At 37.1% G+C, this 16,305-nt stretch carries 9 protein-coding genes; 6 read left to right on the top strand and 3 right to left on the bottom strand.

What is annotated here, in order from left to right:
* The first annotated feature begins 5 nt into the window (after positions 1-5).
* The 5 genes from K9M74_00210 to K9M74_00230 all read left to right on the top strand — a co-directional run bounded on the left by K9M74_00210 (position 6) and on the right by K9M74_00230 (position 8,839).
* Positions 6-416, top strand: a complete 411-nt coding sequence (locus K9M74_00210) for a hypothetical protein (protein ID MCF7798305.1) — start codon at positions 6-8, stop codon at positions 414-416.
* Between the two features lie 56 nt (positions 417-472).
* On the top strand, positions 473-3,043 hold the full coding sequence (locus K9M74_00215) for a hypothetical protein (GenBank protein MCF7798306.1): 2,571 nt from the start codon (positions 473-475) through the stop codon (positions 3,041-3,043).
* Positions 3,021-5,315: a LamG domain-containing protein gene (locus K9M74_00220; GenBank protein ID MCF7798307.1), complete on the top strand. Its 2,295-nt coding sequence runs from the start codon at positions 3,021-3,023 to the stop codon at positions 5,313-5,315. The genes K9M74_00215 and K9M74_00220 overlap by 23 nt, the downstream gene beginning before the upstream one ends.
* Before the next feature lie 12 nt (positions 5,316-5,327).
* The gene (locus K9M74_00225) at positions 5,328-6,584 is read left to right on the top strand and encodes a hypothetical protein (GenBank protein MCF7798308.1); all 1,257 of its coding nucleotides are present in this window, start codon (positions 5,328-5,330) and stop codon (positions 6,582-6,584) included.
* A 545-nt stretch (positions 6,585-7,129) separates the two neighbouring features.
* Positions 7,130-8,839, top strand: coding sequence for a cation:proton antiporter (locus tag K9M74_00230; protein ID MCF7798309.1), 1,710 nt, complete (start codon positions 7,130-7,132; stop codon positions 8,837-8,839).
* On the opposite strand, the gene K9M74_00235 is transcribed toward K9M74_00230, so the two are convergent.
* The 3 genes from K9M74_00235 to K9M74_00245 all read right to left on the bottom strand — a co-directional run bounded on the left by K9M74_00235 (position 8,823) and on the right by K9M74_00245 (position 14,808).
* The gene (locus K9M74_00235; protein MCF7798310.1) at positions 8,823-9,407 is read right to left on the bottom strand and encodes a hypothetical protein; all 585 of its coding nucleotides are present in this window, start codon (positions 9,405-9,407) and stop codon (positions 8,823-8,825) included. The genes K9M74_00230 and K9M74_00235 overlap by 17 nt on opposite strands.
* 662 nt (positions 9,408-10,069) lie before the next feature.
* Positions 10,070-12,730, bottom strand: coding sequence for a hypothetical protein (locus tag K9M74_00240; protein MCF7798311.1), 2,661 nt, complete (start codon positions 12,728-12,730; stop codon positions 10,070-10,072).
* Positions 12,731-12,765: 35 nt separating this feature from the next.
* The gene (locus K9M74_00245) at positions 12,766-14,808 is read right to left on the bottom strand and encodes a T9SS type A sorting domain-containing protein (protein MCF7798312.1); all 2,043 of its coding nucleotides are present in this window, start codon (positions 14,806-14,808) and stop codon (positions 12,766-12,768) included.
* Between the two features lie 423 nt (positions 14,809-15,231).
* Here K9M74_00245 and K9M74_00250 point away from each other — a divergent pair, with 423 nt between their 5' ends.
* Entirely contained in the window at positions 15,232-16,287 is a 1,056-nt protein-coding gene (locus K9M74_00250; GenBank protein ID MCF7798313.1) for a hypothetical protein, read from the top strand.
* Positions 16,288-16,305 lie beyond the last annotated feature (18 nt).

Raw genomic sequence — 16,305 nt, forward strand, 5'->3', positions numbered from 1 at the left:
AATAGATGGTACAACAAAAAACAAAAACAAAATCAAAAACAAAATCAACAAGTAAGCCGAAGAGCAAACAAAAGAGTGTTGCGAAAAAGTCTAGTCTTGCTTTGGTTATAGTTGCGGTAGTAGCAATAGTGGCTTTGCTTCTAAGTGTGGCTGCATGGATTTTTCCAGTTAATAATACTAAAGATGTAAGTTGGGAATGTGTGCAAACAGTGTGTACGGAATTAATGAGTGAAGCTGAAATTGAAGCACAAGTCTGTTCGCAGACTGATCAAGGGATGGTGTGTTCTTTAGAAGTTGATGGACAAGTAAGTGTTATTCCTCGTGAAGAACTCAACTTTACTGGTTTGCAATTGTGTAAAGCGCAAGCGTGTATTAAGGAAGTACAAACAAGACCGGCAAATTATTCGTTAGAATAAGTTTAAGTAAGCTGAACTGATAAAACTGAACTGATAAAAAAACAGGAGATGAAATAATGGCTCAAGGAAATAAAATGAATGCAAATAAAACAGGTGTTAAGCAAAGAAAATTGATTTCGTTTAGCATGAAATTTTGTATTCTTGTAGTGATAACTCTATTGTTTTCATCTTTTGCTTTTGCTGATGAAACAAGTCTCTCCATTCAAGGTAAACTCGTCAATGCTTCTTCGGGTGCTGTTCTTTCAGGTAGTTTCTCAACCAACTTTTCCATATATGATGCGTACTCTGGCGGTAGTCCTTTATGGTCGCAGGTTTCAACAATTACAGCTGACTCGCGTGGTGTCTACAGTGTTGAGCTCAGGGGGATAACGCTTGACTTTGATGTGCCGTACTACTTAGGAGTCAACGTCGCAGGTGATGGCGAAATGTCTCCTAGATATAATTTGACTTCTAGTCCTTATTCTTTTTCTGCGAGTGGCTTAAACGAAACAATTATTCTCAATAATAATGTGAGTTTTGACAGCGGAACCTTGTTTATCGACACGACGAATAATAGACTTGGTATTGGAACAATTAATCCTTCTGAGCAATTGACTATGAAAGCTAATGAGAAATTGGCTTGGGAGTATACTTCTGGAAGTGGAACTGCTTTTCATTGGATTAGTGGTGGCGGTGTTAACCCTATGAATTTCACTGTTAATTCTTTTAGTGCAGATACGTCTATATATTCTTTTAATGGAAATTCTGGTAATGTAATGACTATTTTAAATGGCGGAAATGTCGGTATTAACACTACAACTCCAACTGCACTTCTTGACGTAGACGGCAACTTCACTGCTAATGAAATCTGCCTTGGCGGTGTTTGTGAATCTGCTTGGCCTGCTGGCAGCGGTTCTTCTGATGCTGGTGGTTGGACAAATACAAGTACTGAAACAGTGACGAGTTTAAAAGTGGGTGTTGGAACTACCTCAGCAACACAGCATAGTTTACATGTGCAAGATGGTAGCGTGTATATTGATGATGATTCTGCAGGTACTCGTCAGGGTTTGGGTTTGCAGTATGCTTCGGGAAGTATTTTTTGGATGAATCCTATAAGTACAACTGTTTTAGGTATTGGTGGTGCTGGCACTTCTGCTCCTGCAACTCATACATTATATTTAACTGCGACTGGCGATGTGGGTATTGGAACTGCTAGTCCTGATGATATTCTTCATATATTTGGGGCTAATAAAAGATTGAAATTAGAAGGAGAGGGGGATAGTAATATAGGAACAATCATCTATTCAAATAGCACTTATAAATCGCATATTGGATATAGTTCTGGGTCAGATGGATTAATATTTGCTCACGCAGAATCAGGATTAACTAATTTTAATGATATTGATATGATAATTAAAGACGGAAATGTGGGTATTGGGACTAATAGTCCTGAGAGCATCTTACATTTAAAAGATTCAGATACTCACATAACTTTGGAAAGTACGGGAGCAGGGGATGCATCTTATGGATTTATTGAAATTAAAGATTCTACTGGAGAGACGATGGGTTTTTCAGGTTTTGATAGTGGATCTAATGCAGATTACACTATAAGAACTTATAATGTTTCGGACGGAATTGATTTTCAGACAAATGGATCTAATTCTCGGATGTATATTAATCAAGAAGGAAATGTCGGCATCGGGACGACGAGTCCTTTAGGATTATTAAATGTTCATTCTACTGGACCAACTACTTTAGGATTAAGTTCAACAAGAAATCTTGATGGGCAAGGTATAGGAATATTAAGATTTTATGGTCAAAATGATGCAGGAACTCCTGAAGATGTAATTTATTCTCAAATTAGTACAGGGATTACAGATGCTTCTGATGGAACAGAAGATGGTAATTTAAATTTTTGGACAATGAAAGATGGAACAATTACTAAACAAGTCACAATAAATGAAGCAGGCAACGTAGGTATTGGAACTGTTAGTCCTGATCAACTTTTAGATATTGAAGGAGGAAATATTCTTATTGATAATAACCAATACTATATGGCGGAAAATACTATTGGAACTAATGTGGCAATAGCTTTTATTGATTCTTCTAATGTTACGGGTTTAGGAGGAGTTTTTTCTGGAGCTGAAACATCTATTCGTTCAGCTGGAGGTGAAGCAATTCGTATTGATACTTCTGGGAATGTAGGTATTGGGACTAGTAGTCCTGATGAGAAATTAAGTATTTTTGGAAATAGTGGGGGAACTTATCTTGAAATTCATGACCAAAGAAGTACTGTTGGAGATTTGGCAGGAATAAAATTAGGGACCATGCCTTCAGGTCAAACCACTAACATGAAAACAATGATTGCACACATAGAAACAGGAAATTATGGGATAGGAGATTTGGTTTTTGCATTAAATCCATCAGTTTCTGATTCTGAAGTTACTATCTCTGATGAAGTAATGAGAATAAAAAATAGCGGCGATGTCGGTATTGGGACTACTTCGCCTTCAAAAACTTTAGAAGTCAGTGATGGAACTAAAGGTATTACGTTTGATCCTGACCCAACGGATCCAGTGATTAACACTACAAGTGGCGATATTGTTATCACATCAGCTGGTGGTGATGTTATTATTCAATTGGGTTAAAAAAACTAACGAGAAAATCATTATGATTAAAACAACCACGCAACTAAAATTGTTTTGGGCACTTCTTGTCCTTATCTTGCTAGTTGTGCCGCTTGCTATTGCGCTTGATCAATCAAGTAGTGGTTATATCTCTGAAACTATTGTGGTGACTGGCGGAACAACTGCAAATTCATCAACGTATCAATCCACGCTTTCTGTTGATACTATTTCAGGAACATCGTCTTCAAGCACGTACGATATGCAAATTGGCGCGCAATATATTTTATCAGAGTATCCTCCAGAGATAAGTTCAGTATCTCTTTCAGCCACATCTGCTGATAACTTCACATCTGATAATCTTTCAGTTTCTTACTCGACGAGTGATAATGATAGTAACATTGTTTATGCTATTACTGATTGGCGTGAAAGCAGTGCAAGTATTGCAGTCCTCAACATGCCGTTTAACACAAGAGTTACAGACCTCGGCTACGAAGTTAAAGATTTCACGAGTTATAATAATCCTGGAGTGTTTGCAAGCGCTGCAACGCAGCCTTCATGGACGTCAAGTGGTAAAGTCGGTGGCGCGTACACGTTTGATGGTGGTGATTATTTTTCTGTTGCTGATGATGATAATTCGTTGGATGTAACAACTGATTTCACGATTACGTTTTGGATGAATGCTAATGACTTAATAACTTTAAATCCGAATATTATTTCAAGAAATGGTGGTGGAGGGTATGAACCTTGGCGAGTAGAATTTACTAACGCGCCTAATGTTCGTTTAATTATTGCAAACACAACAACAAATCGTGATTTCTTATTAAATTATGCACATGGTTTAAACACTGGTTCTTGGCATCATGTCGCATTAACGTTTGATGATGGTACTGCAGAATTATTTATCAATGGATCTTCAGTTGCAACAGACACGTCTGCAATAACTGCAGTTCGTGTATCTGGCAGTCCTTTATATGTTGGTGCAAGAACAACGTCAAGTAATTTCTTCAATGGCAGTATTGACGAAGTTCTCATTTTCAACCGCGTGCTTTCTGAAGATCAGATTGCTCAACTCTATGCGGATAGTAATGCAGGAAAATCTATGGAAACATTATTTTCCAATGAAACGAATTATGCTGATGTTTGGTCTGTTGCGATAACTCCTGTTGATGAATTTGACGTTGGAGAAACTGTTGTTTCAAACACAGTATCTATTGACGGCGGCACGTTAACTCTTGTGCATAACAATACCTTTGCAAATAACACGAACGCTCATTCTTTTAATGTCACAGCAGGAGTCTTAAGTTCGTCTGGTCCAAGCGCGATCAAGAACATATCTATAACTAATGATAATGGAACGTGTGTCAATGTTGTCAACACAACGTCAGGAAATTATTTCAACACAACATTCACGTGTACGGGAACACCTTTCATCGGCAGTTTAGTAAATATTACTTTCTGTAGTTATTCTGATGATTGTGTAGAAACGCCTGCAACAAGTAACGCATATCCTAATCAAATACCTAGTATGGGTAGTCTTCTTGCTCCTAGTGATGGTAATTCTTCGTTAATTAATCGTAATGTTACGTTTAATTGGAGTGCTGCATCTGATGATGATAATGATGTTTTAACATATCATATTAATGTGACGAATATGAATGGTACGGACGTATCGGTTCTTTGCCCGGGTTTTACAAACACTATCCCCGCGCCAAACACCTCGTATAACCATCACACGCTTCTAAGCACATATCTTGAGTGCAATCCAATTACTAATGAAGGCTATCGTTATTTCTGGCAAGTTAAGGTGTGTGATTCGTGGAATTGTTCTGATTACACAACGGCATGGAATTTTTCAATTACTGATTATTTAAATTTCGCTTTAACAACTGATGCAATTAATTTTACAACCGTAGGTCAATTGTATCCTAATGATGTAGAGAATACTACTGATGATGTTCCTCCCCCGTTTGTTGCGGAGAACACAGGGAATATTTATTTAAACGTTACTAATGTAACTGCAACAGCCTTATGGAATGCTGTCGGTCTTGATACGTTTTATTATCAATACAAAGCAGCTAATACTTCAGAAGCAAATTCTTTTTCATGGTCTACTTCGCAAACAAGTTGGAACAATTTTACGGGTGTGACAAATACTGATGTGCTCATTGGCAATTTGAGTTTCCTTGATGATAGCGATACTGCTGAAATTGATGTACAAGTTACTGTTCCTGCAATAGAAGATGCAGGTCAAAAATCAAGCACGATTAATTTTTACATAACTATGGCTGGTTAAAAGGTTTTTATAATGTATAAAAAGAATAGGAAAGAAAAGAACCGAGACAATAACAAAGTATTGTTTTTCTTAGTGTTAGCTTTTCTTTTTTTCTTAGTGTTCTCTTCACAAGTAAGTGCGTGGGGAGTGTATCCTGCTCGTCAACATGCAGAAAATACTCGTGAGCTTCAAGAGTTTCATGTCACGTTGGTAAATAGCGAGTTTAAAGATGCGTATTTTAAAGTAAACTTTGGTGGCGCTTTAAGCAATTATGCAGTATATAATGGCGGTCTTCTTCATTTCACTCAAGAGAAGAATCAAATTAACATTCCTTTTAGTTTGCAGCTTAGAGATAATTTGCAGCCTGGAAAAAACACGTTAAGCGTTGTTTTACAAGAAGTGAGCGATGAATACAAAGAGGGTGTTTCCTCAACAGTAACGCTAGTTGCAGAGGTCGTGGTGAATATTCCTTTTGAAGGTAATGTTGTTTCTGCGCAACTTCTTGTGACGCCGCAGGGCATAAACGAGCCAACTGATTTACATATTGGTATTTTAAACAAAGGTGATGATGCTGTTTCTGTTTGGGCTGATGTAGTGATTAAAGGACCAACAAATAATGTTATTACTAAGTGGACAACAGATAAAGAAGTCATTTCTTATGCTGCAACTGGTGGTATTACAACTTCTTGGGTTGGTAACAAAAATCCTGGAATGTATCTTGCCGAGGTAACCTTGCATTATGGTGATAAAGTGATGGTTTTGCGTAAAGACTTTGCTGTTGGTGATAATAGTTTAGTTGCAGAAAGTATTAGTGCTACTGATTTTCGTCTTGGTGAAATCGTGCCTTTTGAAGTGATGGTGTATAATAATTGGAACGCTCTTCGAGAAGGTGTTTTTGCAGAGCTTTTTGTTATTAAGCCTGATGGAAAAATTGTGCAGACGTTTAAAACAAGTCCAACGGATATTAACGCGTTGGCGCGTGGGGCGCTTACTGGTTATTGGGATACGAAGAATCTTGTTGTTGGTAATTATGATTTATCTGTGTTGTTAAATTATGATGATAAAACTAGTCAAGAAACATTTTCTGTTCTTGTTAGTTTAGATGATGTGAAGATTTCTAATAAGGTTTCTGGTGATGTTATTGGTGGTAGGGGTTCGGCTGTTGGTGATGCTAATGGTGGTTTGTATTCGTTATTAGTCTTGCTTATTGTTGTTCTTATTGTGGTGAATGTTGTTTGGATTTGGATTGCAAGAAAAAATATTCGTGGGGGCGGTAGCAAGAAAAAATAATATTCCTGTTCATGGGCGCTGCTACTGTTCTGTTGTTAACCCTTAAGACAGTAAATTTCTTGACAATGGCGGCGCCTATATTTTTTTTAAGGAGGGCCACAAAGGTGTTCTTTTGTGGTTTTCTCTTTGAAAAAAGCCTATACCTTATGCTAAAAGCAAGTATTGTTTTTCGTATGCCATTTAGGGGCGAAAAGATAAAAAGTAAAAGTAGAAGTAAAAAGTAAACGTAAAGTAAATGCTGAACAAGTAAACAGTAAACATAAAAAAATAAGACGAAGCTTACCTGTGAAGCATGTTGATTGTGGCGATTATGTCATAGTTCTTTTTTTGAGGATAAGTTTTATAAATGTTAAATATAGAAAATTGTACATAAGAGGTTAAATGGCTTACCATATTCCTTCGCTGCGAAGATATGTTGTGTGCTCTACAGAACAATAGTGGATCCATTCGCGATAATTTTTTGCTTTGCAGAACATGCTCTTGATAATGGGTTATTTCAAGGCAACGTTGGTGTTTGTTAAGTGGTTATTATAAGAGGTTGAGATGTGAATTCAATATTTTTTGATGTGGGAATTATTATTATTCTTGCAACCGTTGGCGGTTTTCTAGCTAAAGCGCTCAAACAACCGCTTATTTCTTCGTATATTATTATGGGTGTTATTCTTGGTCCCGTACTTCATTTTGTAGCTGACATGACTTTAGTGGAGGTGCTTTCTGATATTGGTATTGCGTTTTTATTATTTATTGTAGGTGTTGAGCTTGATGTAAAGCGACTCAAAGATATTGGGGCTATTGCTACTGGCGGTGCACTTTTGCAAATGGTGTTATCGTTTCTTTTGGGTTTTGGTGTTTTTAGATTGCTTCATTTTTCGCAAATGCAAGCAGTTTTTGCAGGGATTATTTTGATGTTCTCTTCAACGATGGTGGTTATTAAATTATTAGTTGATAAATCGCAATTAGAAACGCTTCATGGAAGAATTGTTGTAGGAACGTTATTAATGCAAGATGTTATTGCAGTCATGCTCTTAAGTGTTCTGTCTCGCTCCGGAGACTTTTCTATTGGTGGTTTAGTGTTCTCGCTTTTTTTGGGCGCTCTTGTTTTTGGCATTGCGTGGTTTTTTTCTAAAGTTTTATTTCCGCAGTTATTTCGTTTCGCAGCGCGCTCTCAAGAATTATTTTTTTTACTAAGTATTTCTGTTTGTTTCCTTTTTGCACTTGCGTTTGAATATGTTGGTCTTTCTATTGCTATTGGTGGTTTTGTAGCTGGTTTAATGCTAGGTAACTTACCGTATAACCTTGAAATTATTAGCAAGGTAAAAAACTTGCGTGATTTTTTTGCAACAATATTTTTTGTCTCCATGGGTATTCGTCTTTCGTTTGATACCTTGTCACAATATACTCTGCCTTTCATTGTTTTACTCGGTCTAACTATTTTTGTGCTTCCTTTCCTTACATTTCTGGTAACGCTTTTTTTTGGTTATAATCGTCGCGTTGCTTTTTTAACTGCCGTTTCGCTTTCTCAAGTTTCAGAATTTGCACTCATTGCAGTTCATGTGGGTATTGGTGCAGGTCATATTGAAGATGGTTTCTTTTCATTAACGATAATGGTAGCGCTCGCGTCTATTATGGCAACTTCTTACTTGGTAAAATATGAAGATAAAATATACAAATTATTATTGCCCTTTCTTAAACGGTTGGATAGGGCAGTTCATGTTAATAAGAAACTTATGCATCACGCCCCGCATAAACAACACGATGTGGTGTTAATTGGGTATGATAGAACAGGCTATACTATTCTTAAATCCTTGCGCAAGCTTAAGCGGGATGTTATTGTGGTTGATTTTAATCCTGACATTGTCGGGTCTTTAATTGAGCGTAAAATTCCTTGCTTATATGGCGATATTGGTGATGATGAAGTTTTAGAAGAATTACATTTAGAAGGGGTTGGATTGATTATTTCAACGGTTCCCTCACACCAAGATACTATGCTGCTTATTAAGAGAGTTCGTGAAGTAAATAAATCTGCAAAAATTATTGTGACTGCTTATGTGGTTGATGAAGCGTTATCGCTGTATGAGGTGGGAGCTGATTATGTTATTGTTCCTCATTTACTGGGTGGAAAGCATGCAGGTGTTTTGCTTGAAGATGTTCATAACGATATTGATTCGCTTATCAAGACAAAACTTACTCATATTGGCGAGCTTAAAGCGCATACTGCTCGTCATAGAAAACAATTATCTAAGAAAACTCGTTAATCCATGCATTCTTTAGTCGATTGATTTGTTCATGTGTTTTTGCTAGTTTCTCATTTGCTAGGCTTGTAAGAAATTGAATGTATTTTTCCGTTACTAGTAATTTTCCTTCTTGGGCGAGTGGCGCATCAATTCTTTGTGTGCTTAGTATTTCAACAATGAATCGTTTGCTTGCGCCAAGAATAGTTGTTTTCTTAAATCCGTTTGCTTGAGCAAACTGCATGAGTTTATTTGCTGTTGGTAAGTTCTTTGCACATACATGAAAAATAAATCCTTCTTGTCGAAGCCATAGGGTGCTTGCGGGTAATTCTTGTTGAAGTTGTTGGAGAATTTCTTTTACATCTGCTTGCTCATGCGTGACAAAAAGCCATTCTGCATCTGCTTTATTAAGACTATTATGATCGGTAAAAAGACTAATTCTTCCAGAGCAAGAGCTTGTGGTATAATAATCGGGATGCTCATTAACAAGGTTAATAAGTTCTTCGAGTCGTTTATCTACAGTGCCTTTTTTAGATTGATCTGGTTTGTACAACTTCTCAAGTGTTTGTTTTTTTTGTTGCTTAAAATCCATGTAAAAAAGACATGCTCGCCACTATTTAAACTATGTAGAAAATCACTTGTTGTGCAATCAACAACACTACAACTGCCTTAAAGAGCATCTATGTTTGCTGTATTTCTTGTGTTGGCGCAAGAAATCCCTGCAGCGAACGATAAAAATTTCGAGCCAACAGCGAGAATAATTCTTCGCAGTAGTGTTGTTTTGCTTGTGGCTGTCACGGTACTTTGTTTGTTGCTGTCGCAGTACTTTGTTTGTGGCGGTGCTGTTGTGTTTGTGGTATGCGTTATTTTTGTGGCGGTGCTGTGTTTGTAGCGAGGTGTTGTAGCAAAGTTTTCATTTTGCGGTGTTTGATAATTAATAATTGATAATTAAGAAAAAAGAATCTGAATAATAATAATAATAATAATAATAATAACTAAATAAGTAAGAAAAATAATAATTCAAAAAGTACTATACTAATAATTCAAAAAGAACTAAACAAGAAATAAACAAGAAATAAAAAAGAACTAAACAAGAACTAAACAAGAAATAAAAAAGAACTAAACAAGAACTAAACAAGAACTAAACAAGAAATAAAAAAGAAATAAAAAAGAACTAAACAAGAACTAAACAAGAAATAAAAAAGAAATTCAAAAAGAAATTCAAAAAGAAATAAAAAAGAAATAAAAAATTATTTACTTACGTGCAAGAACGCTCAGTAGGCCAATGCTAACGCCTAATACTGCAAACACGAGTACTGCTAACACAATAAGATAAGCTCCTGATTCAGTAAATTTTTCAAATCCTGTTTTTGGTTGCCCAACAATAGTGTTTCCAGTGAGTGGCACCACATTATCGTTGTTATTGTCTGTATCTTCGTCTGTCGTAGCAGTATTGTCTTTTTCGTCTTCATCTTCATCATCTGTTTGCGTGTTTGTAAAACAAACGACTTCTATAAGCGCGAGTTCTTCATCTGCATCTTTACTGATATCGTATTTTACTTCAACGTTAACAATATAGGTATCTTCTTGCAAGTTGTCAGGTAAGTCTATTCTGAATGTTCGGGTAAGTTCTTCGCCTTCATTTAAACTCAAATAGGTTTTCTTCTCATTCCAGTCCAGTTCACTTTTATCGCTGTATGCATAAATAAATATCTCGTCTTGATCAGAGGTTCCATAGTTTCGAAGGACAACATCCATATCAACGCTTCTTGCATTACAATCAACAGGGTTTCTTTCAAAAGATATATCTTTAATTCGAATATCGTTTGAATCTCTTTCAATATCAATGGTAATTTCCCATTCATCATAATGGTCAAATGATGGTTCATCATCTCGATCATCTTCTCCGTATGCTCGAATGAAAATTCTTGTTGTATCGTCATCAAGTTCCTCATCAACGGTGAAACTTACAGTAACGGTTGCTTCTTTGTTTCCTTTGATATCGACTTCTTGTGATGTTTCATCGATATCCCAGTTATCATCAGTTACGTCTACATATGCATCTCTAATATAATCATCGCTGCTACTGTATTTGTTACTTAATTCAATGTGTAGAGTTACTTTATCACCTTCAACAACATCATTGTATGTGCTTCCGTCATTAAGATCATCTTCATCATTATTATTATTAATTTCGATATCGATATCAGTTATTTCTAGTTCACTTTCTGCTTCTAGATTAATGGTTGCTTCATCAGTTACTGTTGTTGTGCCATCAAGTCCTGAGAGATAAATTTCTGCAACTGTAGTTTGTTCTGCATCTGTATCTTCTGGGATGGTTAGTTGCACGGTAACGGTTGCTTCTTCACCAGGAGCAAGAGTGTTTTTGTTAATACCAACAATGCCATTAAATTTTTCGTGTAAATCACTGCCATAACTATTAGTGAGGGTTACTTGAACGTTAGTTAATGTTCGTGTTCCAGTATTTTTTACTTGAAGCGAGCCACCGTCAGTTGTACCTCTACTAGCACTTCTTCCTCCTAAATTAAGTTCGTCAACAACGAAGCTAATTTCTGGCGCATCCATTCTTGCTGCAATGCTAAATGAAGTTGTCGTGGTGCTTTCACCATCGTTCACACTTACTGTCGCCATTCCAGAATACAAACTTGTTGGAGTCCAAGAAATAATTCCTGTGCTTTCATTAATCATCATGCCAGGAACGCCTGAAATACTGTAGCTGAGTTCATTGTTCGGTGTTTCTAAATCAGTTGCACTTACAGGGTAAGTAAATTCTTCTCCGATAAGCACTTGTTGATCAGGGATTGCACTTATTGTTGGTGCGTTGTTGGTAACAACGACTCGTAGATTTCCTGTTGTACTCTCTGCTCCTGCAGGTCCGTAGGTTACAATGTAATCTGCAGTGTAGGTTCCTAAAGCGACATCAAGGCCGACTTGAGCAAGTCCAAAAGTTACCTCTCGACTACTGCTTGGGTTTAGTGTAAATGAACTTGGGCCAATACTAACGCTGCCTCGATTAATGGTTTTTGTTCCATCGGTTGTAAGCGTAAGGTCTTCAGTGAGACTAATGGTTGCGCTTGTTGGAACATTTCCACTTGAAGTAAGGCTTATAACTGTAGTATCGCTTGTACCTCGAGCAACATTGATGTTAACTTGTGGTGCGTTCACATTGTATGTTTTAGCACCAATACTTGTAGTTGTAGTAATTAAATTATTAGCTAAATCATCATCGTTTGTGGTGTATTCTGCTTGCGCAACATAACTTCCTGCGCCATTGTATGTATGTTCAAAAATAATGTTTTGGCTTTCGCCTACAGCAAGTGCTGGCATGTCGGCAGTTTCTACTGCGCTACCATCAGCAAAGTCAAAACTGATTGCGTCAGCTGCGCCTGCGAAATGTTGATTACCATTATTGTTTACTCTTAGGGTGAATGTTATTTCATCTTGTCCTTCAATTGCTTGTGTTGGGGCATGAGTTAAGCTATCTAAACTAATATCGTTAACTGCGTCAATAATATGTAGATTAAGTGTTTTGTTATCATTAGTTGCGTCTTCATCACCGCCTGTATACGAGACAAGAACAGTGTAATCTCCTGCTGCGGTATAGGTGTGTGTTCTTGGCACGGCCATAGTTTCTGCGCTTGCAAGTGTTGGCAAATTGATTGTTTCAGTATTACTATTACCATAATCAATAAGAAGTACGTTTGTACCGCCGGTGTATGTTTCATTACCAACGTTTTCAACTATAATATCGAGCATACCTGCAACGTCGGTGTAAAATGGATTTGAAGGGTTTTCTGCAAGTGTAGTAACGCTAATGTCTGCTGCTGCACTTACCATTCCTAGTAATAATAAACTCATCAAAACCATTATTGTTGGAAATTTATTATTTTTCATTTTTTATCACAACCTCCTGTTGTTCAATTAATTATTTATTCTTTAATGAATTTTCCTATTTTAGATTCGTTATCTTGTTGCACACGGATAATGTATGTGCCTTTGTTTAAATCAGTCACATCGATTTGTTCATTAACTTGATAGTCGCCTTGTTTAAGGACTTGTCCTTGTATGTTCATGATGTGATACACTCCTGGCAAACCCATTTGCACGTATTGTGTTGCTGGGTTTGGATAAGGAAGTAGCTTATTATTTTTTTGAAGTTTTGTTTCAATTCCTGTTGCGGGTGTCACTAAAATGGTTGTGTCCATATCAATTGCTTGACCATTATCAGTAACAAATAATTCGTTTGTTGTTGCTTCATAATTTTCATCTTGTTGGTCAAGAATAAATGTTCTTGCAAGCACATTAATAGTATCTGCGCTATAACTAATTTGTCCAAAACTATCGGTAGTTCGTTGAATAGTTTCTTTGCCATCTTGAATATTAACAGGTAAATTCGTTATTGGCTCGTTTGTTGCGCTATTAAGATACGTTACTTGGAATCCATGTTGTCGATTTCTATTTAGGTATGCAGTAACTTCTGTGGTATCTCCTTTAGCAACTAAAGCTTGTGCAACAAGTGCTTGGTAGTTTTCTTCAGGCATTCCTATGATGTTAAAATCAATACTATCGACAGCTTCATTTTCTGGTTGGTTAAAACTAGTAAAAACGGTATCATTTGCAACACTGCTGGTATATTGTCCTATAACATCTTGTGTTGTTGAATTAATAAATTGAACAGTAAATGGAATTGCCGCGCTATCTTCTGCGCTACGAACTAAAAAGTTTACACCATAATCTCCAAGTATTCTATCTATGGTAAATATTGAATCTGCATCGATTCTTTCTCCGTTGTCAGTTGTTACTATTTCATTTGTACTTGGAACAATACCTTGATTGTTTTGATTAAGAATAAATGAATATGTTGGCATATTTAGTGCTTCTTGGATATGCGTTATCATACCGTTTTCATCAGTAACTTTTTGAACAATTTCGTTTCCATTATTTATTTTTATAGGGATGTATGCTGCTGGTTGGTTGTCATCTGCATAACGATATGTAGCGGTGAATCCGTGTTCTCGAATTCTATCCAGTACTGCGTTAATACCGACGGTTCCATTTGCAACGCCGCTAAAATTAATGTTTTGTCCAACAAATAAACTATCTGGATTTCCATTTACAGTTAATACTAGCGAATCATAGTTGTTTCCTGCTTCTGTAGTAAAACTCATGTTTGCTTGACCTTGTTCACTAGTTACGTGGTCTAATGTATCGGTGCCATTAAGTAGTATTGCGTTAAACGGGATAAGATTTCCATTTTCAGCACTCGTTGCTTGGACATTAACGCCGTATGTTTCCATGAGTTTATTTGTTATTTCTGTAAAGGTGGTATCTCCTTTAACAAAGGAAATTGTTTTTTTGATTGGTTCGTAGTTTTCTGCTAGAATTTCTAATTCTGCATTAAATGATGAAACTTTTTTTGTGAAGTCATTAAAGACAATGTTATTGTCTGTAATCTCTGGCGTAAAAAGTTGATTATTTCCTGTATTTAGTTTTGCGCTTGTTACAGGTATTGGGTTTCCTGCTGAGTCAGTAACGTTAATTACTGCACTAAAGGTATAATTGTCAAAAACAATTTCATGTAATGCTCGTCGTAATCCTTTTTGTGTAGTAATGGTATCGGGGAGTATTGCGAGTTTGAATTGTTCGTTGTTTTCAAATCCAGCGAGTGCATCGTTGCTAATTTTTGCACTATCTTCTGCGATTGCAACATACGCATTACCTGGTAGCATGTTTGTTTCATTAACGCCGACGTTTTTGTAGAATAAGGTTGAATCAGTGTCTTTAACAAATCCGTTGCCAACTAAGGTTTGTGTATTTTGTTCGGTAAAATTATTCGCTGTCATGAGCGAATCAGTTGTTGTTTGGACGTTTGGATTGTTTAAAGTAAGCGTTTGAGCCTGAGCTGTTGTTCCTGTTGCAAGGCCTACTGTGATGAGTGCTGCTCCAATAATATTTTTTAATGTTGATACCATGTGTAACTCCCTCTTATTATTTTTTTTCTTGGTTATTCTCTTCGCTTCCACAACGAACACTGCCCTGTTGTCACTATGAAGTGAGATATTATATATAAACGTTTCTATATCTGGTGTTTGGGGCTACATAAATTGCTTTAGGAGTACTTTTTTTTGCTTGTTTTTGCTTGTTTTTGCTCGTGTAGCTCCTAACTCAAAAAAACTTCAAAGGAGTTAGGCAAACGATTTTGAACAACACCCTCAAAACACAAGTTTTAAATATCACATAAAGTATGTTAGTAGTGGTTTTTGTAAACTGGGAGATATTTATCTCTATACAAACAGCGTAAGGTGACACAAAATATGGAGAATGAACAATTCACGACATTGGTAAATACCCTTTTAGGTAATAATCTGGCTTCAAGCCCGTCAGAGGCACGTAGAATGGCTGAAGAAATGATTGGCACAAGCAATAAAGTACAAGATTCTTTTAAGAAAGAAAATCATACATATATGATTCGTAATTTTACGCCGCGAGAGGAGGTTGTAGAGCAAGTATCCTCTGTAGTTGAAGCTGAAGTAGAAGCAGAAAACACCGGTTTACCCGAGTTACAACCAACGGCTCCAAGAAACAATGATGTTTTGCAACATAATATTGAAGCATTACGTGCGCGGGCAATTCATCCTCAACCAGTTGCTGTGCAAGTTGATTTTCAAACGCCGCAATTTGACGCTCGACAAGAAATTGCATCGCAAGTAGCAGCGCCAGTTTCTGAATATGATGCGGGACCATCAGAACAATTAGACCAGCTAAATCAACCAAACCACTCAAATCAAGTAGAACAATCAGACCAGGTAGACCAACAAGAACGCGTCGACCAATTACCAGCGTCATCTCTAACAGAAGATCTAGCGGCTAATTTTCAAGTAAATATTCCGGGTGTTGATACAAATCAACCCCTTAATTCTTTTGATCTTAGTGGCGCATCACACACGCCTCAAGCGGTCGAAGTGCCAACTCGGGAAAAAGACGATTTTATATCGGTGAGATTAGAGGCTTCTAGCGAGCAGACAACATCTCGTCTGCAAGCTGAAGTCCAACCACGGCCGCAACCTCAAGAAGAATTGCAACAAGCAGTTCCGCAGCCACCGCAGCCACCGCAGCAAAAGCCGGAGTCGCAGCCACAGCCACAATATGCTACGCAACAATTCTCTTCTGCGTCTTTGCAGCCTGAATCTTCGCTTGCATCGCAAGAATCATCTTCTGAAGCGCCGCAAGAATTATCTCAAGAAAAAATATCAAATCCAGCTTCACAAGAAGGTCTTGCTACGGGTTTTCCTCAGCAACAAACACCTGCTCCGCAGTCAGATTCTGAGTCTGCTTCTCAACCTACTTCTCAGTCGGCTCCTGAGCAGAAACGAGATTTGTGGACGCCTGAAGAACGTAAACTCAAAGAAGACTGCGATCTTTCCAAAGTGTTTAATTTTTCAGGAAAATAACTTCTTAGTAAGTTTTTT

It is taken from the genome of Candidatus Woesearchaeota archaeon (genome assembly GCA_021734105.1).
Classification (GTDB): Archaea; Nanobdellota; Nanobdellia; order Woesearchaeales; family SKGA01; genus SKGA01.